A 23,808-nucleotide genomic window follows, 5' to 3' on the forward strand; every position below is an offset into this window, starting at 1 on the left:
ACGTCGTGAGACAGTTCGGTCCCTATCCAGCGTGGGCGTAAGAAATTTGAGAGGACCTGTCCTTAGTACGAGAGGACCGGGATGGACATACCACTGGTGTACCAGTTGTTCCGCCAGGAGCATAGCTGGGTAGCTAAGTATGGAAGTGATAAGTACTGGGAGCGTCTGAGTGAGAAGTTTAAATAAAGATAAGATTTCTTAAAGTACGTAAAGAAAATACGTTTGATAGGTCCAAGGTGTAAGTGCAGTAATGCATTTAGCTAATGGATACTAATACTTTTAATCTTGACTGGAAATATTGTTGAGAGACCTAACCCAATTCATCAAAAATGAATTGATGGTAGGTCCTCGTTCAGAGTGTCCCAATGGTTAAGACCAAAAGTCTTAAGCTTGGCAGACACTTACGAACCAATCGTATGGATAATCAATCCGTATGATGGTAAGTTTAACTGAGCGGCTATTTAATAGGTTCAAAATATTATATAGTGACAATAACAATGAGGATACACCTGTTCCCATACCGAACACAGAAGTTAAGCTCATTAACGCCGATGGTACTCGGAGGGTGACCTCCCGGTAGAGTAGGAAGTTGCTAAACATCTAATACATACTAGCCAATATGGCTAGTAAAGTATTAAATGTAAAAAATGAAATTTAAATTAAGTATAAATATATATGCTTAGGTAGCTCAGTGGTAGAGCATCCGGCTGTTAACCGGCAGGTCGTGGGTTCGAATCCCACCCTGAGCGCCAAAAATCGCCTATCAGGCTTGATACGAAATCTATTTATGAAATTATGGTATTGATTAAGAGTAAACTATTTGCTAGTATAGTTTATTGTAGGTGATTAAAATGTTATTTATGCCGGGGTGGCGGAACTGGCAGACGCACAGGACTTAAAATCCTGCGGTGGTTAAACACCGTACCGGTTCGATTCCGGTCCTCGGCACCAACTTATATGGTTTGTTACTTTATAATGACTATATGACGCGGGATGGAGCAGTTTGGTAGCTCGTCGGGCTCATAACCCGAAGGTCGTAGGTTCAAATCCTGCTCCCGCAACCAATAATTACATAAATTTAAAAAAAAGACTTGCAATAAGAAATAAAATATGTTATACTTATTAAGTCGTTTAATAAGGCCCTATGGTCAAGCGGTTAAGACACCACCCTTTCACGGTGGTATCCCGGGTTCGAATCCCGGTAGGGTCACCAATAAGCAAGCCCCTCCGGCTCATGGAGGAGTCGTGCAACAGCACGAAATACCGCAGGACGAAGTCCGAGGACTACAAAAAGTTCTGTGAGTATTGCCTATATGGAAGTATAGCTCAGTTGGGAGAGCATCTGCCTTACAAGCAGGGGGTCACAGGTTCGAGCCCTGTTACTTCCACCACTACTTAACTTATGTAGTTAAAAATATGGCTCGGTAGTTCAGCTGGTTAGAATGCCGCCCTGTCACGGCGGAGGTCGTGGGTTCGAATCCCATCCGAGTCGCCATTTGGATTGCAATAGTGATCCAATGTGCTGATGTAGCTCAATTGGCAGAGCAATTGATTTGTAATCAATAGGTTGTAGGTTCAAGTCCTATCATCAGCTCCAATTAATTATTTAATAGTAATTAATCAAAAAAATCATATATGGGGATGTTCCAGAGTTGGCCAAATGGGACGGACTGTAAATCCGTTAGCTTTGCTTTCAGTGGTTCGAATCCGCTCATCCCCACCATTTAATTTTTATCTATTACATAAAGATGAAATTTGTTTTACCATTATAATCCGCATAATGCGGGTGTAGCTCAGTGGTAGAGCCCCAGCCTTCCAAGCTGGTTGCGAGGGTTCGATTCCCTTCACCCGCTCCATGCGCCCTTAGCTCAGCTGGATAGAGCAACGGACTTCTAATCCGTGTGTCCCAGGTTCGAATCCTGGAGGGCGCGCCACTAACAAATCTTTTTTTAAGAATTGTTAAAAAAACCTTACAAAAAATTTGGTTATTTTATAAAAGTGTGGTATAATATATTTTGTTACTGCACAAAACAACTAATATTGGGATATAGCCAAGTCGGTAAGGCACCAGACTTTGACTCTGGTATGCGTAGGTTCGAGTCCTGCTATCCCAGCCAATATGATCCATTAGCTCAGCCGGTAGAGCACCTGACTTTTAATCAGGGTGTCCGGAGTTCGAATCTCCGATGGGTCACCAAATTAGAAAAGCCTATTTCATTTGAGATAGGCTAATCTAATACAAAATAATAGGCGAAAGTCATTAAATTGGCTTTAAAACTTTTAGCCATTTGATTACTTACAATATAATAAAAATCTTATTTAAAAATATAAGTACATATGGAGAGGTACCGAAGCGGTCATAACGGGGCGGTCTTGAAAACCGTTAGAGTCTTTCGGCTCACAAGGGTTCGAATCCCTTCCTCTCCGCCAATGGAGAAGTACTCAAGTGGCTGAAGAGGCTCCCCTGCTAAGGGAGTAGATCCTTTCAAAAGGGATGCGAGGGTTCAAATCCCTCCTTCTCCGCCAAATTAATATATATGCCCAGATAGCTCAGTCGGTAGAGCAGAGGACTGAAAATCCTCGTGTCGGTGGTTCGATTCCGCCTCTGGGCACCATAACTAGTCTGTGCGACTGATGGATTACTCTCCATGAGATGGTCGTCGCAGACGATGCAAAGCCTGTCCGGCTTAAGGAGGACTCGTGCCTAAGCACGAAATAACCGCAGGTCCTAACGGACCGAGGACCCTCTATAGGGTCTTATTTTTTTCAAAATTATAGGGGAGTAGTTCAGCTGGTAGAACGTCGGTCTCCAAAACCGGATGTCGCGGGTTCAAGTCCTGTCTCCCCTGCCAACAAAATTTTATACTATAATTTATTATGGACCTGTAGCTCAGGTGGTTAGAGCGCACGCCTGATAAGCGTGAGGTCGGTAGTTCGAGTCTACTCAGGTCCACCAGCAAGACCTAGCCACATTTTGCATAGCAAAATGTCTGGCAGGTCGGCCGTCAGGCTTTCCCAAGAGCACGAAGTGCGATTGGTTAGAAAGCTACGACGTTGTTAATAATTCGTGGGCCTCTAGCTCAGTTGGTTAGAGCGCCCGGCTCATAACCGGTAGGTCCAGGGTTCGAGCCCCTGGAGGCCCACCAGACTAGCACCACATTAGTGGTGCTTTTCTTTTATTTAAATTTAATACTCCGTTTTAGGAACCGGTTATGAGTATCTCATAACAGTTTTTTGGGTTCACTATGTTCACCACAAAAATTTTAAATGCGATGCATTTAAAACCCCTCGGGGGACTTTGCCACAGGGTTCGAGCCCCTGGTGGCCCACCATGTTTAGCACCCCATTAGGGGTGCTATTCTTGTATATAGAATTAAATTCATTGTTTCAAGAACCGGTTATGAGCCTTTCGGCTCCTAACAGCTCTTTGGATTCGCTATGCTCATCTCAAAGTTTTCAAATCCTCTGGATTTGAAACCCCAAAGGGGGCTAGGCCACAGGGTTCGAGCCCCTGGTGGCCCACCAGACTAGCACCACTAATGTGGTGCTTTTCTTTTATTTAAATTTAATCTTCCGTTTTAGAAAGCGGTTATGAGTACCTAATAATAGTTTTTTGGGTTCACTAAGTTAACCACAAAAATTTTAAATGCCATGCATTTAAAACCCCACGGGGGGACTTGGCCACAGGATTTAATCTTCTAAATGTATAGCTAACTACCATTCCTTATATAGTGATTTTTTCGCTCAAATTTATTTTCTTATGTGAGAATATAGTTAGAAGTTTTTATAATAGATTTTATGGCTTACTAGGTTTACTCCAAAGTTTTAAATGCAATATTTCCAAAATTTATATGCTCATAAAAATATGCTTCTAACTAAACGCTCATATGCTAGGTAGTGAATTTTAGGGTTTTATTAGATTATAGAGTTCATGCCTCTGGAAATCCCTAGAATAACTTTATCTTTGATTGTGTTTTTTATTTCAATTCTTAATACCTTTTAGATTTTCTATACTATTTATAAGATTTAAAATTTAAACTCTGTTACTCAGCATAGTACATAAAAATATGCTATTATTGATGCTCTTACTTGCTTTTCCCTTATAAAAATGCTCTATTCTTATATATAAAATTACATTTATTATTTTAGGAACTAACTATAGTTACTCATAACAGATTTTTCTGTGTATCATTCAAAAGTTTCAAGCAATTTTATATTTAAAACATCGCACACATCTAAAAGTTTAAATAATATAGTAATTCTCATTACCCACCTTTAAAAATACTGGTAGCTATATTAAAATAATTGTATGAATTTATTTCTATTTATTAATTTTAATGAATTTAATGTTTCTTAAAATGGGAGTTTTTATGGATAAATTTGATTATAAAAGTGCTGAAGAATTTATTTTACAAAGGCCACCGGCTAAGGGTGAGCATAGCTTAGAAAAAATTAGAAGGTTATTAAATCTTTTTGATAATCCCCAGGATAAGATAAAGGCCATCCATGTAGCGGGTACGAACGGAAAAGGGTCTACTAGCAAAATGTTAGCTAAAGCCTTCTCTAGCCAAAATAAGGTGGGTATCTTTACTTCTCCTTATATAAGTAGAATAAATGAAGCTATTGCAATTAATGGCTGGCAGATTAGTGATAAAGATTTTGCTGATTTAGTTAGTAGAATCAAAAATCCGGTAGAAAATTTAGATAAGGAAGGTGTTTACTTAACCTATTTTGAGGTCCTTACAGCTATAATGTATATATACTTTTACGAGCAAAATGTAGATATAGCTATTGTTGAAACTGGCCTTGGAGGCTTACTAGATAGTACAAATATTATCAGAAAACCTATAGCATCTGTAATTACTACTATATCCATGGATCATACAAACATACTAGGTAATAGCATAGAGGAAATAGCCTACCAAAAAGCTGGAATAATAAAAGAAGGTGTACCCGTTTTTATTTATCCTCAGACAAAAGAAGCAATGGATGTATTATTAGACAAAGCTAGAGAAACTAATAGTAAGGTCTATACTTTTAATAAAGATGAAATAGAAATAGAACGAGCAGATGAAAAGGCTAATATATTTAACTTCAGGACCTACAAGGATGTCCATCTAAGATTGCTAGGAATTCATCAAATATATAATGCCTCTTTGGCCTTAATGATTTTAGATTATTTTAAAGATGAGTTTTCCTTAGATGAAGATACTATTAAAAAAGCTTTAGCAAAGGCAGAAAATATTGGGAGACTAACTGAAATTAGCAAGGAACCTAGGGTTATCGTAGATGGCAGTCACAATAAAGAGTCTATAGATGCGTTAAAAGAAGCTTTAAAAACATTTACTTATAAAAGACTCATTATAGGTTTTTCAGTATTAAAGGATAAGGACTATACTTATATAATTGATAGCCTTAATGACCTGGCGGATGAGCTTGTAGTTACAAGTATTGATAATCCTAGGGCCTTTAGCTTAGAAGAACTTAAGGATATTGTAGGTCAAAAAAGAAAAGATTTTATAGCTATTAAAGACAATATTAAGGCCTATGAATACTCTAAAAGTCTATATCAAAAGGGCGACTTGATAGTGTGGTGTGGGTCCTTATATTTAATAGCTGACCTTATAAACTATGAAAATCAGACAAAAAGTCAGGAGCTATTAAAATAATTTAAATTTCATCGGGAAAAAACTCCATATTTTTCTATATATAAGTGTAGGGCCCCTACAAAAGAAAAATTTTAAACATATGGAGGATATATGAAATTACAAATCAAATTTAAAGCACCATCTGCTGATGGATCTGATAGAAAAGTTACTAAAACTTTTTCTAAAATCAATGAACTAGCAACAGAAGATCAACTAAAAGATTTTGCCCTTGCCTATACTTCACTTTCTGAGGCTAGCGATATCGAAGTTTATCTTGTAAGATTGGAACAATTATAAGGAGGATATAAATGGCTAATAGAAAATTAAAATTATACTTTAAAGACGCATCACAAAACCAAAAATCAGTTTCTGTAGACTATCCAAAAACTGACTACACTCCAGCTGAGTTAAAAGCTACTATGGATAGGATGCTTGCATCAAATGTTCTTATCACAAAATACGGTCCTGTAACATTAAAAGATAAGGCAGAACTAGAAACTGTTACAAAAAGAGAATTAGAAATAGCCTAAGCTTTATAATAACCCCAAAGTCCCATGTGGATTTTGGGGTTATTTTTGTATTAGTTTATAAGTTTTCTCTTAAAATCTTAAGGGCGATGCTAGCTTTGTTGGCAATAGTCTTATAGGAAAGACCTGTTTTTGTGGCAAGCTCATCATTGGTCATAGCCAAAAAATACTTACCTACAATTATTTTTCTTAAATCATCAGGCAAATTTTCTATAGCTTCATAAAGTTCTTTATATTTTTGTCTATCTTCTAAATCTTTTCCCAAATCATAGTCATCCTTTAGTGAATCTATCAAGGGGGTACCTTCCTTATCAAAATCATCTAAGGAAGATATTTGCTCTTTTTTACATTCATCTAAAAAGTGGTAGTAAAGCTTTTGTTTTAGGTAGTTACCAAAAGTTCCTTTACTATCATCATATTCTAAAATTGCATCTATAAGGATAATTCTTGACTCATCTACTACTTCCTCATAGTCTAGGGCAGAGAATTTTCTGGCATTGGCTATGATTAGGGGCATATAAGCATCCATTACTTGCTTTGAATTTTCTAAACTTATTTTCATAATAAATCCTTTCAAAGCGCGCGCTTATTATTTTATTTTGTCGACAGGATTATCATAAGATAAAATAGCAAAAAAGTTTAATTAGCTAAAGGGCAGAAGATATAAGAAAAATTTGTATATTTTAATTTTGGCTAAGGCTTAAGAAAGGGTAAAAAGTAAATGGCAAAAAGCTTTCAGTTATAGGCAATAAATAGTATAATTTAGTTATTATTGTCTTTTTTAAGTCATGATTATGATAAAAAAAAACCAAGGAGGACTTATGAAAAAATTTGGAAAATTCCTACTTGCTCTTATTTTAGTAGCAGGGGTAGGATTTACAGGTTTTACTCTCGGTCAAAATGCTAACTTTACGAGTCAAACATCTACTCGTGATGCTGAACATATTGCTGAGATGGAGGGGCTAAAAAGTCTCTTAGACCAAAACTTTCTTTTTGATTATGAAGAAGATCAAATATATGAAGGTTCATTAAAGGGTATGTTTGCAAACCTAGGCGACCCATATACTTCTTATTACACACCTGATGAGTTTAAAAAACTTATGGAATCTTTAAATGGTCGTTATTCAGGTATTGGCCTATCTGTGCAAGCTAGTAAGGAAGGCTACATTAAGGCAGTATCTGTGTTTGATAACTCTCCAGCTAAAGAAGCGGGTATCCAGTCTGGTGATTATATTGTTAAAGTAAATGGCGAATCCTTTGGTGCTAACCAGCTAGAAGAAGCAGTAGCTGAAATTAAAGGAGAGCCTGGAACTGATGTAACTCTTACTGTTTTAAGAACAGAAGAAGGTAAGACTGATAGTAAAGAATTTGATGTAAAAGTAACCCGTGCGGATGTAAATGTAGATACTATAGATGATGATATCCTTGAAGTACGTGGCAAAAAAATAGGTTACATCCACATCAAAGCCTTTGATGATATAACTTGGCAAGACTTTTCAGATAGCTATAGTAAGTTAATGGCCCAAGATATCGATGGCTTAGTTTTAGATGTAAGAAATAATCCGGGTGGAGCCTTAGATGTAGTTATAAATGTAGCTGATAACTTTTTAGATGAAGGTGTTATTGTAACTACTAAAGATAAAAATGGCAAGGAAGTAACAGAAAAATCTGATGCCTCTGCCAGTGATATCCCTATGGTAGTTTTACAAAACGAAAACTCAGCATCTGCTAGTGAAATCTTAGCTGGGGCTATGAAAGATCGTGGACGAGCTAAAGTTATAGGAACTCAATCCTTTGGTAAGGGTGTTGTTCAAAAAGTATTTAACTTAGATAATGGAGCTGGTGCAAAAATCACTATTAGTGAATATTTCACACCAAATGGAACACAAATAAATAAGGTTGGGGTTACTCCTGATATAGAAGTAGAAAGTGATGAAGACCTAGACCTAAGTAAGATGGACTTTAAAAACGATAAGCAATTTGTAACTGCCCTTAATGAATTGCTTAAAGAATTAGACTAATGAGGTGATTTATGGATCAATATAAATCAAGAGAAGCTAGAATAGAAGAACTTAAATATCTACTAGCAGATAAAAAGTTAGATGAATTATCTGACCTCCTTAATAGGACAAATCCAGTTGATATCGTAGAGTGCATCGAAGACCTAACTGCTGAAGAGGCCTTAGTTTTATTTAGGCTATTAAAAAAAGAAGATGCAGTGGAAGTATTTGCTGATCTTGACCAAACAGAGAAAGAAAAGCTTCAAGAGGGTTTAAATGAAGATGAGTTTAAAGAACTTTTAGATGACTTAAACTTTGACGATATGATCGATACCCTAGAAGAGATGCCAGCTACTATGGTCCAAGAGATTTTAAAAACTTCTGATAGCGAGACTCGTGACCTAGTAAATGAATACCTACAATTTCCAGAAGACTCTGCTGGTACCTTGATGACCACAGAGTTTGTGGAAGTAACAGCAGATATGACTGTAGCAGAAACCCTAGCTATGTTAGAAGAAGTTGGTAAGGATAAGGTAACAGTTTACACTTGCTATGTTACAGATGGCACTCACAAACTTTTAGGTTATGTATCTTTAAGAATGATAGTGACTCGTGAGCCAGATACAAAAATTTCTGAGCTTATGTATGAGGATGTAATTTATGTTCTAACTACAGATGACCAAGAGGATGTAGCCCATACTTTCCAAAAATATGGGTTTACAGCCCTACCTGTTGTAGATAATACCAACCGCCTAGTTGGAATAATTACAGTAGATGATATCATGTGGATTATCGAACAAGAGGATACCGAAGACTTCCAACGTATAGCAGGTACTACTCCAGAAGAAGAAGACTATTCAAGAATGTCTCCTTGGCAACTGGCAAAAAACAGGATTCCTTGGCTAATGTTTTTGATGATTTCAGGTGCCTTTACATCTACTATTTTAAGACGTTATGAAGATGTCATCCAAACAGTTATAGCCCTAAATATGTTTATTCCAATGCTAACAGGTTCTGGTGGTAATGCTGGTAGCCAGGCTTCAACCCTTGTTATTCGTGCTATGGCAACCCATGATATAGAACCAAGTGATTGGGCAAAGGTTGTTATAAAAGAAATCACAGTAGGGCTTATCTGCGGGCTGGCCCTAGGTGCTGTTGCGTTTTTAAAATGTTATTTCTTTGATAAGGTAGCTGTAAATGTAGCCCTAGTAGTAGCTCTTACAATACTTGCTATAGTTGTTCTTGCTAAGGCAATCGGTGCACTTTTACCAATTGTTGCAGAAAAATTAGGCGCAGACCCAGCTATTATGGCAAGTCCACTAATTACAACTATTGTAGACTCACTTGGACTTATTGTTTACTTTAACATCGCTCAAGCAATCTTGCCTGGGCTTGGCGTTTAAGAAGGGAGGCAAAAATAATGTACACTTACAAATCTAGTGAAAATAGGTTAACAGAACTTCATTATCTTTTAGATAAAAAAAGACCAAATGAATTATCTCAACTACTAAGACGTACCAACCCTGTTGATATAGTAGAATTTATAGAAGAACTATCAGCAGAGGAAGCCCTAGTTGTCTTTAGATTACTTAAAAAAGATGATGCAGTAGAAGTTTTTGCCGAACTTGAAACTGAAGAAAAAGAAAAACTCCAAGCAGGATTGCAAGAACGTGAGTTTAAAGAGCTTTTAGAAGACCTAAACTTTGATGATATGATTGACACCCTGGAAGAGATGCCAGCGGCTATGGTCCAAAGGATTTTAAAATCATCTGATAAAGAAACTCGTGCCTTAGTAAATGAGTACCTAAACTTCCCAGAAGATTCTGCGGGAAGGCTAATGACTAATGAATTTGTAGAGTTAAAACCATATATGACAGTAAAAGATGCCCTAGCCCATATTAAAAAGGTAGGCCATGACATGGTTACTTTATACACTTGCTATGTTACAAGCCCTACAAAAGAGATTTTAGGCTATGTTTCCCTTAGGTCTATTGTAACCAATAAACCAGATACTCTAATAGATGATTTGATGTTTCAAGATGTTATCTATGTCCATACAACAGATGACCAAGAAGATGTAGCCCACACCTTCCAAAAATATGGGTTTACAGCCCTACCAGTTGTAGATAAGACTGATCGTTTAGTTGGATTAATAACAGTAGATGATATCATGTGGATCATCGAGCAAGAGGCTACAGAGGACTTCCAAAGAATCGCAGCAACCACACCAGATGAGGAAGCTTATTCAAAAAGAACTCCCTTATCACTGGCAAAAAATAGAATTCCTTGGTTAATGTTTTTGATGATTTCAGCAACCTTTACCTCAACTATTTTAAAAAATTACCAGCATGTAGTTCAAGCAGTTATTGCTCTAAATATGTTTGTACCAATGCTAACTGATAGCGGTGGAAACGCTGGTAGCCAGGCATCAACCCTTGTTATCCGTGCCATGGCAACCCATGATGTGGAGCCACATGATTGGGCAAAGGTAGTTTTAAAAGAGGTAACAGTTGGTTTTATCTGTGGACTAGCCTTGGGTATAGTAGCATTTTTAAAATGTTATTTCTTTGATAAGGTGGCTATGGATGTATCTTTAATAGTAGGACTTACTATTGTATTTATAGTTGTGTTAGCTAAAGCAGTTGGGTCACTTTTACCAATGGCAGCAGAGAAGCTAGGCTTTGACCCAGCTATTATGGCAAGTCCACTTATTTCAACTATAGTAGACTCCCTTTCATTAATAGTTTATTTTACAATTGCTCAGATAATTATTCCTGGGATTTAAAAAGTAATAATTAAAGTAAAATAAATCGCTGTACCGACTTCAAAATTGAAGAATTCATAATTTTGAAATTCTAAAAATTGCAAACTCGCTTGCGCTCAAACAGTGCAATTTTTGATCGAATTTCTTCAATTTGAATTCTACTCAATTTTTGCGAACGGATGCTTATTTATTTTATTTTTAATATATAAGTAAAAAACAATCACACCAAAACTGGTGTGATTTTCTTTTGCAAAAAAATAGCTTTAAAATATAATAACTTCAGAAAGAAGGGTTTTTATGTCATATAGTAAAAAAATTAAAGTTCCATATATGCTATGCGATAGATATGAAAATTTATCTATGAGAAATTTAGTTAGTATTATAGGTGATGTTTCTTTAAGTCATTCCTACATATTAGAAAAGGGTTTTGATATGGCAAAACTTAGGTGGATAGTTTATTCTTGGGATATAGAAATTTTAAAAGTTATAAATGAAAATGATGAACTAGAGATAAGCACCTATGTAGTAGATATGAATAAATTTTATGCTTATAGAAATGTGATTGTAAGACGAGATAATGAAATAGTTGTAAAGGCCTATGGAGTCTTTTTATTAGTTGATATCGATAGGATGCGCCCTGTAAAGATGCCAGCTGCACTTTTAGAAGCTTATATCAAAGATGATCTAATTTATAAAAAGCCTAAGTTAACTTATAAAAAAGATTTTGCTAATTCTAAAGAGATTATGATAAGATATACAGACATTGACAGTAATTTTCATGTAAATAATGCTGTTTATTTTGACTACATTATTGACCTATGTCAGATAGATACAAAAGATATCAACTTTTTTAATATAGTCTATAAACATGAGATTAGAAATAAAGAATCTATTATTGGAGAATACACAGAAGAAGATGGTCAAATAGATTATAGGCTAAGGTCAGTAGATGGTAAAACAATTTATACTTATGGAAAGATTATAAGAAATGTATAAGGAAAATTTTGGAAATATACCTAATAAAGATAAGATAGTTTCATACTTAGAAGAAGGATATAAAAATAATCCCGGTAAGTGGGTTTTGCATTTATGGATTATAGGAAAGACTGCCCAAAATATGGCAGAAGAACTGGGCCTTGATCCTGATATAGCTTTTGCTTGTGGAGCCCTTCATGATATAGGAAAATCTACTGGAGCAAAAGATGCTAAGCACTTTTATGAAAGTTATAAGATTTTAAGATCTGATTCTTATTTTTTTCCAGCTCGTATAGCTTTAACCCATAGTTTTCAGATAAAAAATGTGGATGCCTATGTAGGGGAGTGGAATATAGCAGCTGATAAAAAGTCTTTTGTGGCTGACTTTTTAAAGTATAACAAGTACACAGACTATGACCTGCTAATCCAATACCTAGATGGAATTATAAAAACAGAATACTTAGGCATAGAAAAGCGCGCGGAAAAAACAGCAAAAAAACACGGAACAAATCCATATTTTGACCAAAGAAAGCAAAGACTTTATGAACTAGAAAAATATTTTACTAGCAGATTAGAAAAACCTGTAGAAAAATACTTGCCAAGACCAAGGTGGTATAAGTTTCCTTATAATCTTTTTAGAGAAAGTGGTAACTAGACTTGCAAAACAAATGCTGAGGTGTATATTATAAGTGAATTTATTTTACCACCCGTTGGAGGCTCACATGCCTCCAACTTTTTTATAGTCAAATGAATAAAATACATTTTTTTCTATAAAATTTAAAAAAGTATTTGACAATTATTTTAAGGCGTGGTAATATTTACTTATCGAATAGTTTTACAAAACCATATGAGAAGAAGAGTAGTCTAGATGGATATTCTACAGAGAGCCCAGTTTTGGTGAGATGGGCGAATAAAAGTTTAGATGAAGATGGCCTTTTCTTGGGGTGAGTCGATAGTTAGACTTGCACGGGACTTCCCGTTACAGAAGTAGAGTATGGAAGTACTTGATGAGTGTATGTATGCGTGAGTATACATAAAATAAGGTGGTAACGCGAATAATATCGTCCTTAAATTCTAAAAAATAGAATTTAAGGGCGTTTTTTTATGGCCTATTTTAGAAAGAGGACTAATAATTAATGAGTAGTAATGAACTTATAAAATCAAAAATAGAAGAATATTTTGAGCAAACAGTAGACTGGAGAACTTACTTACACGAAAACCCAGATGTAAGTGATAAGGAATACGAAACTGCAAAATATTTAAAAAATGAATGTGAAAAATTAGGGCTGCTTGTAGAAGATGCAGCAAATACAACAGGTTTTACAGCCTTACTAGATACTGGTAGACCTGGAAAAACTTTAGGAATTAGAACAGATATAGATGCTTTACCAATCCATGAGAGCGAGTACAATAAAAAATTTAAAAAATCTGTTATTTCAAAAAATGATGGTGTAAGCCACGCTTGTGGTCATGACTCACACATGGCAACCCTGCTAACCACTGCAAAAATTCTGACTGATTTAAAAGATGAAATAGACGGCAAAATTTATTTTATCTTTGAGGAAGGTGAAGAAACAGGCGGTGGTATCGAGGCAATGGTAGAACATTTAAGAGATAAAGGACTAGATGCTTGCTATGGTAACCATCAAGCTTCATTTTTAGAAGTTGGAGAAATTAGAGTTATTAAAGGACCATCCCATGCAGGTTGTGCTGGTGTAGAATTTGATGTCATCGGCAAGGGAGGACACGGATCTCGTCCAGACTTATGTATCAATCCACTAACTGCTACTGCAAATATTGTAACAGCCCTTACAACTGCTTGGGTTAACCAACTAGATGTAAAAGAAAAAGTTACCTTTGGACTGGGATCAATAAATGGTGGAGCTGCTTCAAATGTTATTCCAGATAGATGTAATGTAAAAGGTACATTAAGATTTTTTGATGATAAGGCAGGAGAAGATGCCTTAGAAGTCTTAAAGGAAGTAACAGAAGCAACTGCCAAGGCTCATAAGTGCGAAGTAGAGTTTTCTGATTATACAAGAATAGTTGCCTATCCAACTATAAATGATCCAGACCTTGCTGAAGAAGTTATAAAATCTTTAAATGATATTTATCCAGGCTCATATAGAGATGGTAAGCCAACCTTTGGATCAGAATCATTTTTCGGTTATTCTAGACTTTGCCCCTCAGTTTATACTAAATTTGGCGTAAGAGATGAAGAAAATGGAATCACAGCAGGAGCTCACACACCAGAGTTTGACCTAAACCCAGAAGGCCTCAAATATGCAGTAGGATTACAAGTAAAATTTGCCACCGATTTTTTAGGAGGGGCCAATGATTGATTTAAAAAATATAACAGTTGACTTTGACGGATTTAAAGCTGTAGATAACGTAAACTTAAGGGTTGAAAAAAATGATATCTACGGCATTGTAGGATTTTCCGGAGCTGGAAAATCTACCTTAGTTAGAACAATAAATCTTTTGCAAAGACCATCAGCGGGAGAAGTTCTAATAAATGGAGAAAACCTCCTAGACCTATCAAACAAAGAACTTAGAGAAAAAAGAAAAAATATAGGGATGATCTTCCAACACTTTAACCTTTTAAACAATATCACAGTCTTAGATAATGTAATCTACCCTATAAAAAAACTTAATATCTCAAAAGAAGAGAAGGAAAAGAAAGCTCGTGAACTTTTAGAAGTAGTAGGTATAGGTGATAAGGCAGATAATTATCCTCGTGAATTATCAGGTGGTCAACAACAAAGATGTGCAATAGCTAGAGCGCTTGCATCAGAGCCAGAAATCTTACTTTGTGATGAGGCAACCAGTGCCCTAGACCCAAAAACCACCAAGCAAATTTTGAAACTTTTAAAAGAGATTAACCAAAAATTGGGACTTACAATAGTAATCATCACCCACCAAATGGAGGTTGTAAAAGACCTTTGCAATAAATGTGCGGTAATGCAAGATGGTAAGGTTGTAGAAAATGGATCTACTCTAGAAATATTTGCCCATCCAAAAGATCCGCTTACAAAAGAATTTGTCGAAACTTCTACAAATGTTGCTGAAACTATAGAGGAAGTTAAACAAAATATTGGAATCTTAAAGGAAAATGAACTTTTAGTACAGCTAAATTATATTGGTGAAGCTACTACAGAGCCTCTTATAAATGATTTATATGAAAGATTTGGAGTAAAAACCAATGTCCTTGCTGGGAATATAGAATTTATTACTGGAGTACCAGTAGGAAACCTTATAGTTACTCTATCAGGAGATAAGGAAAATTTAGGAAAAATTGGAGATTATCTAGCAGAAAAAAATGTTGATACAGAAGTTTTAGGAGGTAAAGATGGGATTTTTTGATTATTCCTGGTCCATAAAAGATAGGATATTTGATGATTTTAAAACTACCCTTTACATGTTGTTTTTTTCAGCCATATTTGCAGGATTACTTGGTTTAATCTTAGGAATTATAATGGTTGTCACAGATCGTGGGAGAATACTCGAAAACAAGGTGGTTTATAGTATCCTTGATAAACTTACAAATATATTTAGGTCCATTCCTTTCGTTATTTTATTAGCTCTAGTAGCACCACTTACAAGATTTATTGTAGATACTAGGATAGGACCAAAGGCAGCTATAGTTCCTCTAGTAGTTTCTTGTGTGCCATTTTTTGCAAGACAAGTTGAACAAGCTCTTGCAGAAGTAGACCCAGGGGTTATAGAAGCAGCAGAGGCTATGGGGAAATCACCTTTTGAAATTATTACTTCAGTTTATTTAAGAGAAGGACTACCAAATTTAATTAGGGCTGGATCTATTACACTTATTTCACTTTTAGGATTAACAGCAATGGCAGGATTAATAGGGGGAGGAGGTATAGGTGACCTTGCCATATCAGTTGGTTACAATAGATATAAAGATGATGTTGTACTAGTATCAGTAGTTTTAATTCTACTTGTAGTATTTATCATCCAAGCTATAGCAAACTACCTAATAAGAAAAACCAAACACTAAAATATAAGGAGAAACAATGTCACAATTTAGGAAAATTGCCCTAAGTCTAGGACTTTTACTAGGATTAACTGCTTGTGGAGGAGCAAACACAGGTAATGATGCTCCAGCTAAAGAAGCAGACACTGCAAATAATACTCAAGTAGAAGAGAAAGCTGAGCCTAGAACTTTAAAACTTGGAGTAGTTGGAGAACGTAACGAGCCTTGGCAAGAGGCTATCAAAAAATATGAGGCAGACTCAGGAAATAAAGTTGAACTTGTAAGATTTTCAGACTATAACCAACCAAATGATGCCCTAAAAGATGGAGACATCGATTTATCATCATTTGCAACAAGAATATTTATAGAAGATTATAACAAAAATCAAAATGCAGGTTTTTACTATATTGCAGATACAGTTATAGCTCCAATGGGAATTTATTCTAGCAAGCTAGAAGATTATAAAGATATCCCAGATGGAGGAACAATAGCCATTCCTGTAGAAGTTTCAAATAACTCTAGGGCTCTATACATACTAGATGCCGCAGGAATTATAAAGGTAAGAGAAGATGCAGGAGATTTCATCACCCTAGATGATATAGCAGAAAATCCAAAAAATATAGAATTTATAGAATTACCTGCTGACCAAGTATCAAGATCTCTAGAAGATGTAGATGCAGCACTTATAAACTCAGACATGGCCATGGAAGCAGGATTTATCCCAACTGAGGATGCTATATATCTAGAAGATCCAGAACATGAAAGATCTAAAAACTTTATAAACGTAATAGCAGTAAAAGAAGAAAACAAAGAAGACCCAGATATCTTAGACCTTGTTAATAATTATTTCTTAACAGATGAAACAAAAGAAGTATATGAAAGAGAATACAAGGGATCAGTAATTTGTATGTGGTAATAAAAACAATTAAAGGAGAGAAGAAATGAATATCATAAAAAAATCAGCTTTAGCTTTAAGCTTATTAGTAGGACTTGCAGGATGCTCATCAAATAATGAGCAAGCAGCAAACAAGGATGCAGCAGATACAGCCCCAGAAACAAAAGTAGAGGAAAAAACAGATAGCGAGCCAATCAAAATTGGTGTAGTAGGTGAGAAAAACGAAGTTTGGGAAGAAGTTATCAAAAGATATGAAGAAGGAACTGGCAAAAAAGCAGAGCTAGTAAGATTTTCTGACTACACTCAACCAAACGAAGCTCTAGCAAGTGGAGATATAGATGTGAATAGTTTTCAACACTACTTATTCTTAGGAGAATACAATAAAGAGCAAGGCGAAGAAAAACTAGTAGCTATTGGTGATACAATGCTTGCACCAATCGGATTTTTCTCTAATCAAATAAAAAGTCTTGATGAACTAGAAGACGGCGCAAAAGTAGCTATACCAAATGACCCAACAAATGGACCAAGAGCTTTATTCTTACTCCAAGAACAAGGACTTATAAAAGTAAACGGTGAGCCAGGAGATTTAATTACAGTAGATGATATAACAGAAAATTCAAAGAACTTAGAATTTATAGAAATGGATGCTGCTCAAACAGCAAGAGCTCTAGATGATGTAGCAATAGCAGCTGTAAATGATAACTACGCTCTAGATGCAGGATTAAGTCCAAGTCAAGATGCTATCTGCCTAGAAGATCCTTATGGTACAGGTACAAAAATTTATGTAAATGTTATTGCAGCAAGAAAAGAAGATGCAGATAACGAAGATTATAAAGAGCTTGTAAAATATTATCAAACAGAAGAAACAAAAGCAGATTACGAAAAATACACTAACGGAGCATGGATCCCAGCTTGGGAAGATTAAGAGGAGAATATAAATGAAAAGTATTAGCAAAAAATTTAGCCTAGGTCTAGCATTAATTTTAGGACTTAGTGCATGTGGAGCAAATAATAACGAAACTGCAAATAACGAAGCACCAGCAGAAGAAAAAGCGCAAACAGAAGTTGTAGAAAAAGCAGAAGAAACTGAAGATACAGAAAATTCAGAAGACCCATTAGCAGATAAAGATGTAATAAAAATCGGTGTGGTGGGCGAGAAAAACGAAGTATGGGAAGATATCATCCAAAGATTCGAAGAAGGTACAGGAAAGAAAATTGAGCTTGTAAAATTCTCAGAATATAGAGAACCAAATGAAGCATTACTAGCAGGCGATATAGATGCAAATGCCTTCCAACACAAAAAATTCTTAGAAGACTTTAATGAAAGTTCAGGATCAGATATCGTTGCTGTAGGAGATACTTTAATCGCACCTTTAGGAATTTACTCATCAAAAATAGAAAATATTGAAGACCTAGAAGATGGAGCAAGAATTGCTATCCCAGATGACCCAACAAATGGTGCAAGATCACTTTTCCTTTTACAAACAGCAGGACTTATAGAAGTAAATGGTGAAGAAGGAGATGCTATAACCGTTGATGATATAACATCAAACCCACGTAACTTCGAAATTATTGAACTTGCAGCAAGTCAAACAGCAAGAAGTCTTGATGATGTAGATATAGCTTGTGTAAACTCAGGTATAGCTGTAGATGCAGGTTTAGTGCCATCACAAGATGCAATCTTCCTAGAAGATCCAGAAGATACAGATAAGCAAATTTATGTAAATATAGTAGCAACAACTCAAGATAAAAAAGACAGTGCTACACTAAAAGATCTTATAGACAATTACTACCATACAGACCAAACTAAAAAAATCGTAGAAGAAACATCAAAGGGATCAGAATTCCCAGTTTGGTAAAATGAATTTTCATAATACCCTTCCTTATAGTTAACATAGATAAAAAGCAGGAGCTAAGTCCTCCTGCTTTTTACGTGGATAAGTATTTTAAAAGTCTCAAATACCTTTAAATGTTATAAAAATAACGTATAATAAATGTATAATAAAAGGAGTTTTTATGACTACAATTTATGATTTTATAGTAAAAGATAACCAAGGAAATGATGTTAGCCTTGATAAATATAAAGGAAAAGTTCTTCTAATAGTAAATACAGCGACAGAATGTGGCTTTACCCCTCAATATGATGGTCTAGAAGAAATTTACAAAAAATATAAAGACCAAGGATTTGAAATCTTAGATTTTCCTAGCAACCAATTTGGAGGCCAAGCTCCAGGTACAGATGCTGAGATAGAAAATTTTTGCACAGCAAGATTTGGCACAACCTTTGATAGATTTGCAAAAATAGATGTAAATGGCGAAAACGAAGATCCACTTTATACCTACCTTAAAAAATCCCAAGGAGGACTTTTGGGCGATAAAATTAAGTGGAACTTTACAAAATTTTTAGTGGATAGAGAGGGTAATGTAGTAGAACGCTACTCATCTCAAAAGAAACCAGAAAATTTATCAAAAGAAATAGAAAAATTATTGGATAAATAAAATGAGTGATTTAGTAAAACTTGCCAAAGAGTCCATAAAACATTACTTGGAAACTGGCAAATACCTAACAGAATATGATGAGAGTTTAAAAAATAATAACAATGGAGTTATTGTAATAGTAAATAAAGATGGAAAAACAGAAAGGAGTGGATCTATCTACCCAACTAGATCTGATATAGGCCTTGATGTTATTCATGAAGCAGTAAACGTGGCCGTTTTTAACAACGCCATAGACCTATCAGATATAAAAATAGATGAGCTTTATATTTCTGTTTATGAAGTTACAAAAATTAAGCAAATCCAATATATGGAAGAATTTGGTATGTACCATGGTCTATATTTAAAATACAATAACAATTCTGCTCTCGTTTTTAGAAGCGACTATGAGTCAGACTATCAAATGTTTGAAGATGCTATAAAAATAGCTAATGTAGATAGCCATGATGTATTTACTCTAGAGAAATTTAAGGTAAATAAACATATCTAGCTTGACTTAAAAAAATTAATAAGTATTATAAAAATATAAATATTATACAAATGTTATAAAGACCAGTAACTTTTATGGAAGCTTTAGAGAGGCACGATTGGTGGGATGTGCTAGTGAAAATAAAAGTGAATATCATCTTTTAGTTTAGTAAGTGAAAGGTAAGTAGCTTATTACGAAAACCAATCGTTAAGAGTAAATTTAGGAAATAAGTGGACCGTCTATATGGACGGTCCCTTTTTTAGTAAGGAGAAGAATATGAGTGAGTTTAAATCTTTAAATACTAATGACACAAAAAGCCGTGAGGCTGATGTAGAAAAATATTGGCAAGAGATTGACCTATTAGATCAAACTTTTAAAACTCGTGAAGATGCTGAAGAATACATAATCTATGATGGTCCTCCAACAGCAAATGGAAAACCAGGTATCCACCATGTTATAGCAAGAACACTAAAGGATATGACCAGCCGCTATAAAAATATGAAAGGATATAAGGTCCTTAAAAAAGCTGGTTGGGATACTCATGGTCTTCCAGTAGAAATTGAAGTTGAGAAAAAGTTAGATTTTCACGATAAAAATGATATTGAAAACTTTGGTATAGAAAAATTTAATAAATTATGTCAGGAGTCAGTGTGGACTTATTCTGATATGTGGCGCGATATGTCAGACCGCATGGGATTTTTATATGACATGGACCATCCATATGTAACAATGGATAATGACTATATTGAAACAGAATGGTGGCTATTAGATAATGCCTTTAAAAAAGGATACATCTATGAAGGTGCAAAAGTTATGCCATACTGTCCAAGATGTGGAACAGGGCTTGCAAGCCACGAGGTAGCTCAAGGTTACCAAATGGATAAAACCATTACCCTTACAGTTAAATTTAAGAAAAAAGATACTGAAAATGAATATTTCCTAGCATGGACAACAACACCATGGACCCTACCATCAAACGTGGCTCTTTCAGTAAATCCAGACCTTGATTATGTAAAAGTCTATGACAAAACAGATGATGCTTACTATTATATGGCTAAGTCCCTTTGTGAAAAACTTATGGAAGATCACGATTATGAAGTGGTAGAAACTCTAAAGGGTGCTGATATGGAATATATGAAATATGAGCAATTACTTCCATATGTTGATGTAGATCCAGACCATGCCTTTATAATTACCTTAGCTGATTATGTTTCTGCAGAAGATGGTACAGGTATCGTTCACTCTGCACCAGCCTTTGGTGAGGATGACTACCAAATCGGACGTAAATATGACCTAGCCTTCATCCAACCAGTAGATTTAAAGGGTAACTTTACAGAAACCCCTTGGGAAGGCCAATTTATCTTTGATTCAAACGAAGATATATGGCATCACCTAGCAAATGAAGGCAAAGTATTTAAAAAACAAACAATTGAGCACAATTACCCACACTGTTGGAGATGTAAAACTCCACTTGTTTATTATGCAACACCATCTTGGTATATAGAAATGAGCAAATTCTCAGACCAAATGGTAGAAAATAACAATAGTGTAAACTGGTTCCCAGAAACCATAGGTGAAAAACGCTTTGGCAACTGGATAGCAAATGTTAAAGATTGGGCAATATCTAGAAGCCGTTACTGGGGAACACCTTTAAATATTTGGAGATGTGATGATTGTGATCACACTCGTTCAGTAGGCTCTAGAAAAGAATTAGCAGATCTTGCTATAGAAGATATAGATGAAAATATCGAACTTCACAGACCATATGTAGATAATGTATCTATAAAATGTGAAAAATGTGGTGGTACTATGCACAGAGTTCCAGATGTAATTGACGTTTGGTTTGATTCAGGAGCTATGCCATTTGCCCAACTGCACTATCCATTTGAAAATAAAGAATTATTTGAAAACTACTATCCAGCAGACTTTATCTGTGAGGGAATCGACCAAACTCGTGGATGGTTCTATTCATTAATGGCTATTTCTACAATCACTATGGGAAAAGCACCATACAAAAATGTACTTGTAAATGACCTAGTAGTAGATAAAAACGGTCAAAAGATGAGTAAATCTCGCGGTAACACCCTTGATCCATTTGCTCTATTTGATAAATACGGGGCAGATGCAGTTAGATTTTATTCTTTATATGTATCACCAGCTTGGATGCAAACAAAATTTGATGAAGCTGGCCTTGTAGAAGTAAAAAATAACTTCTTTAGAACTTACGAAAATGTATATAACTTCTTTACCTTATACGCAAATACAGATGGTTTAAGTGTAGAAGACCTACAAAATATAGGCGAAGTAAGACTTGAAAAAATCGATAAATGGTTATATTCAAGACTAAATACCCTAATCAAAAATTACTATGAAGAAATGGAAATATTTGAATTCAACAAAGTAGTTCATATAATTTCTGACTTTGTAGTAGAAGACTTATCAAACTGGTACATCCGTCGTAACAGAAAAAGATTTTGGAATAGTGAACTTACTGACTCTAAAAAAGCAGTTTACAAAACTACTTATGATGTGCTAACAACTCTTGCAAAATTAATAGCACCAATTACACCATTTATAGCAGAAGAAGTTTATAGAAACTTAACTGGTGCAAAAACTGTCCACACAGAATTACTACCAGAAGTAAATGAAAACTTAATTGATGAAAACCTAGAAGCTGACATGGAACTAGTTAGAAAAATAGTTAACCTAGGACGTGCTTCTCGTGAGAAAGAATCTATCAAAGTTCGCCAACCACTAGCTAAAATCATCGTTGATGGAAGCTACAAAGATCAAATTTTAGACCTTGATGGCCTAATCAAAGAAGAGTTAAACGTAAAAGAGATAGAATTTGCAGAAGACCTATCAGAATTTATGGACTACTTCTTAAAACCAGATTTCAGAGTAGTAGGACGTATTTTCCAAGCAAAAGTAAATGACTTTGCAAAATATCTAGTAAATGTTGATGCCAAAGACTTTGTAGCAAGCGTTGAAGATGGCCCAGTAGAGATAGATTTAGATGGCGAAAAATACGAAGTATCTAAAGACTACCTAGATATCAGAATCTCCGCTAAAGAAGGTTTTGATGTAGAAATAGATGGCAATGTTTTTGTGGTACTTGATACAGAAATTACAGAAGACTTATTAGATGAAGGATATGCTAGAGAATTTATCTCTAAAATCCAAAATCTAAGAAAAGAAAGTGGATTTGAAGTAACAGACCACATCGAAATAGCTTATGAAGCTGATGAGGACTTAAACAAAGCTATCGAAAAATTTGCTGATGAAATAAAAGCAGAAACATTAGCAGATAAATTAACAAATGAAAATGTAGATGCTAGTCCAATAGAATTAAATGATAAAAATATAAGTGTAAAAGTTACACGTATCTAAGAAGTAAAAGAGTAAATATCTAATATTTACTCTTTTTTTAAAGGTGAATTATGAAAACTAGACTGATGAATATGATAAAAATAACAAATCCTCATACAAATGAAGTAGTAGTCCTAGATAAGGTAAAAAAAGAAGGTTGGGAGGGACTTACTTTTCCTGGTGGTAAGGTAGAAGAAAACGAATCCTTAATGGCTGCAGCCATTAGAGAGGCCAAAGAAGAAACAGGTCTTGATATAAAAAATCTAAAATTTGTAGGCTTTATAACTTGGCTTGGTAAAGAATATAAGGATACTGGCCTTCTCTACGAAACAAGTGATTACAAGGGAGATTTAGTAGCTGAAAATCGTGAAGGAAATCTTTCATGGATAGACTATGAAGATTTTAAAAAAATGGATGGAATGAGCCTATCTATGGATAAGATTTTAAAAATTTATGAGGGTGAATACAAAGAAATATTTTGGGATATAAACACTGACCAAATAACTTATATTAAATAAAGAAACTTTAAGCAGATTTTTATCTGCTTTTTTTTATTGTCTTATTAAATATATATAAAATATAGATTTGATTGCAAATCTAAATGCATGATGATATAATCCTCTACAAATAGTGTGTGGTGATTTCTATAACACTATTTATAATATATTTTGAAA

Annotated in this window: 19 protein-coding genes, 18 tRNA genes, 2 rRNA genes and 1 other annotated feature; of the genes, 38 read left to right on the top strand and 1 reads right to left on the bottom strand. The window is 35.0% G+C overall.

All coding sequences use genetic code 11. From position 1 onward, the window contains the following. The 23 genes from ACCQ40_RS07155 to ACCQ40_RS07265 all read left to right on the top strand — a co-directional run. Nucleotides 1–293, top strand: a 23S ribosomal RNA gene (locus ACCQ40_RS07155); the annotation flags it as partial. Nucleotides 294–481: 188 nt separating this feature from the next. Beyond that, nucleotides 482–598: ribosomal RNA gene (gene rrf / locus ACCQ40_RS07160) — 5S ribosomal RNA — on the top strand. 79 nt (nucleotides 599–677) lie between these two features. After that, nucleotides 678–752, top strand: a tRNA-Asn gene (locus tag ACCQ40_RS07165). A 110-nt stretch (nucleotides 753–862) separates the two neighbouring features. Beyond that, nucleotides 863–951: transfer RNA gene (locus ACCQ40_RS07170), tRNA-Leu, on the top strand. Between the two features lie 36 nt (nucleotides 952–987). Further along, nucleotides 988–1,064, top strand: a tRNA-Met gene (locus ACCQ40_RS07175). A gap of 74 nt (nucleotides 1,065–1,138) precedes the next feature. After that, nucleotides 1,139–1,213 (top strand) — tRNA-Glu (locus tag ACCQ40_RS07180). A gap of 102 nt (nucleotides 1,214–1,315) precedes the next feature. Beyond that, a tRNA-Val gene (locus tag ACCQ40_RS07185) sits at nucleotides 1,316–1,391 on the top strand. A gap of 27 nt (nucleotides 1,392–1,418) precedes the next feature. Beyond that, a tRNA-Asp gene (locus ACCQ40_RS07190) sits at nucleotides 1,419–1,495 on the top strand. 26 nt (nucleotides 1,496–1,521) lie between these two features. Continuing rightward, nucleotides 1,522–1,597 (top strand) — tRNA-Thr (locus ACCQ40_RS07195). A gap of 40 nt (nucleotides 1,598–1,637) precedes the next feature. Continuing rightward, a tRNA-Tyr gene (locus ACCQ40_RS07200) sits at nucleotides 1,638–1,723 on the top strand. A 59-nt stretch (nucleotides 1,724–1,782) separates the two neighbouring features. Continuing rightward, nucleotides 1,783–1,856: transfer RNA gene (locus ACCQ40_RS07205), tRNA-Gly, on the top strand. Between the two features lies 1 nt (nucleotide 1,857). Then, a tRNA-Arg gene (locus tag ACCQ40_RS07210) sits at nucleotides 1,858–1,934 on the top strand. Nucleotides 1,935–2,041: 107 nt separating this feature from the next. Beyond that, nucleotides 2,042–2,117: transfer RNA gene (locus ACCQ40_RS07215), tRNA-Gln, on the top strand. Between the two features lie 4 nt (nucleotides 2,118–2,121). Then, nucleotides 2,122–2,197: transfer RNA gene (locus ACCQ40_RS07220), tRNA-Lys, on the top strand. Nucleotides 2,198–2,339: 142 nt separating this feature from the next. Beyond that, nucleotides 2,340–2,430 (top strand) — tRNA-Ser (locus ACCQ40_RS07225). 2 nt (nucleotides 2,431–2,432) lie between these two features. Beyond that, nucleotides 2,433–2,526 (top strand) — tRNA-Ser (locus ACCQ40_RS07230). Between the two features lie 13 nt (nucleotides 2,527–2,539). Continuing rightward, nucleotides 2,540–2,615: transfer RNA gene (locus ACCQ40_RS07235), tRNA-Phe, on the top strand. Nucleotides 2,616–2,776: 161 nt separating this feature from the next. Next, a tRNA-Trp gene (locus ACCQ40_RS07240) sits at nucleotides 2,777–2,852 on the top strand. A 27-nt stretch (nucleotides 2,853–2,879) separates the two neighbouring features. After that, nucleotides 2,880–2,956 (top strand) — tRNA-Ile (locus ACCQ40_RS07245). Nucleotides 2,957–3,069: 113 nt separating this feature from the next. Beyond that, nucleotides 3,070–3,146 (top strand) — tRNA-Ile (locus ACCQ40_RS07250). Nucleotides 3,147–4,370: 1,224 nt separating this feature from the next. After that, nucleotides 4,371–5,669 carry a bifunctional folylpolyglutamate synthase/dihydrofolate synthase gene (locus ACCQ40_RS07255; protein ID WP_410033196.1) on the top strand — a complete coding sequence of 433 codons (1,299 nt, stop codon included), beginning with the start codon at nucleotides 4,371–4,373 and terminating at the stop codon, nucleotides 5,667–5,669. Between the two features lie 90 nt (nucleotides 5,670–5,759). Beyond that, complete coding sequence (locus ACCQ40_RS07260) at nucleotides 5,760–5,945, top strand: DUF1659 domain-containing protein (protein WP_394268394.1); 186 nt, start codon at nucleotides 5,760–5,762, stop codon at nucleotides 5,943–5,945. A gap of 11 nt (nucleotides 5,946–5,956) precedes the next feature. Next, nucleotides 5,957–6,178 carry a DUF2922 domain-containing protein gene (locus ACCQ40_RS07265; RefSeq protein ID WP_394011039.1) on the top strand — a complete coding sequence of 74 codons (222 nt, stop codon included), beginning with the start codon at nucleotides 5,957–5,959 and terminating at the stop codon, nucleotides 6,176–6,178. 55 nt (nucleotides 6,179–6,233) lie between these two features. On the opposite strand, the gene ACCQ40_RS07270 is transcribed toward ACCQ40_RS07265, so the two are convergent. Continuing rightward, nucleotides 6,234–6,737, bottom strand: coding sequence for an RNA polymerase sigma factor (locus tag ACCQ40_RS07270; protein ID WP_410033197.1), 504 nt, complete (start codon nucleotides 6,735–6,737; stop codon nucleotides 6,234–6,236). Nucleotides 6,738–6,996: 259 nt separating this feature from the next. Between ACCQ40_RS07270 and ACCQ40_RS07275 the strand changes: the two genes are divergently transcribed. The 15 genes from ACCQ40_RS07275 to ACCQ40_RS07345 all read left to right on the top strand — a co-directional run bounded on the left by ACCQ40_RS07275 (nucleotide 6,997) and on the right by ACCQ40_RS07345 (nucleotide 23,652). After that, the gene (locus tag ACCQ40_RS07275) at nucleotides 6,997–8,196 is read left to right on the top strand and encodes a S41 family peptidase (RefSeq protein WP_410033198.1); all 1,200 of its coding nucleotides are present in this window, start codon (nucleotides 6,997–6,999) and stop codon (nucleotides 8,194–8,196) included. An 11-nt stretch (nucleotides 8,197–8,207) separates the two neighbouring features. Further along, nucleotides 8,208–9,578 (top strand): magnesium transporter, encoded by a 1,371-nt coding sequence (gene mgtE / locus ACCQ40_RS07280; protein WP_410033199.1) that lies wholly within the window; start codon nucleotides 8,208–8,210, stop codon nucleotides 9,576–9,578. 17 nt (nucleotides 9,579–9,595) lie between these two features. Next, nucleotides 9,596–10,960, top strand: coding sequence for a magnesium transporter (gene mgtE / locus ACCQ40_RS07285; protein WP_410033200.1), 1,365 nt, complete (start codon nucleotides 9,596–9,598; stop codon nucleotides 10,958–10,960). Between the two features lie 276 nt (nucleotides 10,961–11,236). Further along, the gene (locus ACCQ40_RS07290) at nucleotides 11,237–11,935 is read left to right on the top strand and encodes an acyl-[acyl-carrier-protein] thioesterase (RefSeq protein ID WP_410033201.1); all 699 of its coding nucleotides are present in this window, start codon (nucleotides 11,237–11,239) and stop codon (nucleotides 11,933–11,935) included. Then, a complete protein-coding gene (locus tag ACCQ40_RS07295) occupies nucleotides 11,928–12,569 on the top strand; it encodes an HD domain-containing protein (protein ID WP_410033202.1) in 642 nt (213 codons plus the stop codon). The genes ACCQ40_RS07290 and ACCQ40_RS07295 overlap by 8 nt, the downstream gene beginning before the upstream one ends. A 183-nt stretch (nucleotides 12,570–12,752) precedes the next feature. Then, nucleotides 12,753–12,986: a binding site (T-box leader), on the top strand. Nucleotides 12,987–13,050: 64 nt separating this feature from the next. Continuing rightward, the gene (locus tag ACCQ40_RS07300) at nucleotides 13,051–14,256 is read left to right on the top strand and encodes an amidohydrolase (RefSeq protein ID WP_410033203.1); all 1,206 of its coding nucleotides are present in this window, start codon (nucleotides 13,051–13,053) and stop codon (nucleotides 14,254–14,256) included. Continuing rightward, nucleotides 14,249–15,277, top strand: a complete 1,029-nt coding sequence (locus ACCQ40_RS07305; RefSeq protein ID WP_410033204.1) for a methionine ABC transporter ATP-binding protein — start codon at nucleotides 14,249–14,251, stop codon at nucleotides 15,275–15,277. The genes ACCQ40_RS07300 and ACCQ40_RS07305 overlap by 8 nt, the downstream gene beginning before the upstream one ends. Next, on the top strand, nucleotides 15,264–15,929 hold the full coding sequence (locus ACCQ40_RS07310) for a methionine ABC transporter permease (protein ID WP_410033205.1): 666 nt from the start codon (nucleotides 15,264–15,266) through the stop codon (nucleotides 15,927–15,929). Before ACCQ40_RS07305 ends, ACCQ40_RS07310 begins: the two co-directional genes overlap by 14 nt. Nucleotides 15,930–15,945: 16 nt before the next feature. Next, on the top strand, nucleotides 15,946–16,821 hold the full coding sequence (locus ACCQ40_RS07315; RefSeq protein ID WP_410033206.1) for a MetQ/NlpA family ABC transporter substrate-binding protein: 876 nt from the start codon (nucleotides 15,946–15,948) through the stop codon (nucleotides 16,819–16,821). A 25-nt stretch (nucleotides 16,822–16,846) separates the two neighbouring features. Further along, complete coding sequence (locus ACCQ40_RS07320; protein WP_394019027.1) at nucleotides 16,847–17,725, top strand: MetQ/NlpA family ABC transporter substrate-binding protein; 879 nt, start codon at nucleotides 16,847–16,849, stop codon at nucleotides 17,723–17,725. A gap of 13 nt (nucleotides 17,726–17,738) precedes the next feature. Next, the gene (locus ACCQ40_RS07325; protein ID WP_410033207.1) at nucleotides 17,739–18,659 is read left to right on the top strand and encodes a MetQ/NlpA family ABC transporter substrate-binding protein; all 921 of its coding nucleotides are present in this window, start codon (nucleotides 17,739–17,741) and stop codon (nucleotides 18,657–18,659) included. A gap of 157 nt (nucleotides 18,660–18,816) precedes the next feature. Continuing rightward, nucleotides 18,817–19,299, top strand: a complete 483-nt coding sequence (locus ACCQ40_RS07330) for a glutathione peroxidase (protein WP_410033208.1) — start codon at nucleotides 18,817–18,819, stop codon at nucleotides 19,297–19,299. Between the two features lies 1 nt (nucleotide 19,300). Next, nucleotides 19,301–19,786 (top strand): hypothetical protein, encoded by a 486-nt coding sequence (locus ACCQ40_RS07335; protein WP_410033209.1) that lies wholly within the window; start codon nucleotides 19,301–19,303, stop codon nucleotides 19,784–19,786. 255 nt (nucleotides 19,787–20,041) lie between these two features. Beyond that, the gene (gene ileS, locus ACCQ40_RS07340; protein ID WP_410033210.1) at nucleotides 20,042–23,155 is read left to right on the top strand and encodes an isoleucine--tRNA ligase; all 3,114 of its coding nucleotides are present in this window, start codon (nucleotides 20,042–20,044) and stop codon (nucleotides 23,153–23,155) included. Between the two features lie 50 nt (nucleotides 23,156–23,205). Next, entirely contained in the window at nucleotides 23,206–23,652 is a 447-nt protein-coding gene (locus tag ACCQ40_RS07345; RefSeq protein WP_410033211.1) for an 8-oxo-dGTP diphosphatase, read from the top strand. Nucleotides 23,653–23,808 lie beyond the last annotated feature (156 nt).

Origin of the sequence: Anaerococcus cruorum (assembly GCF_046365495.1) — a bacterium.
GTDB lineage: Bacteria > Bacillota > Clostridia > Tissierellales > Peptoniphilaceae > Anaerococcus > Anaerococcus cruorum.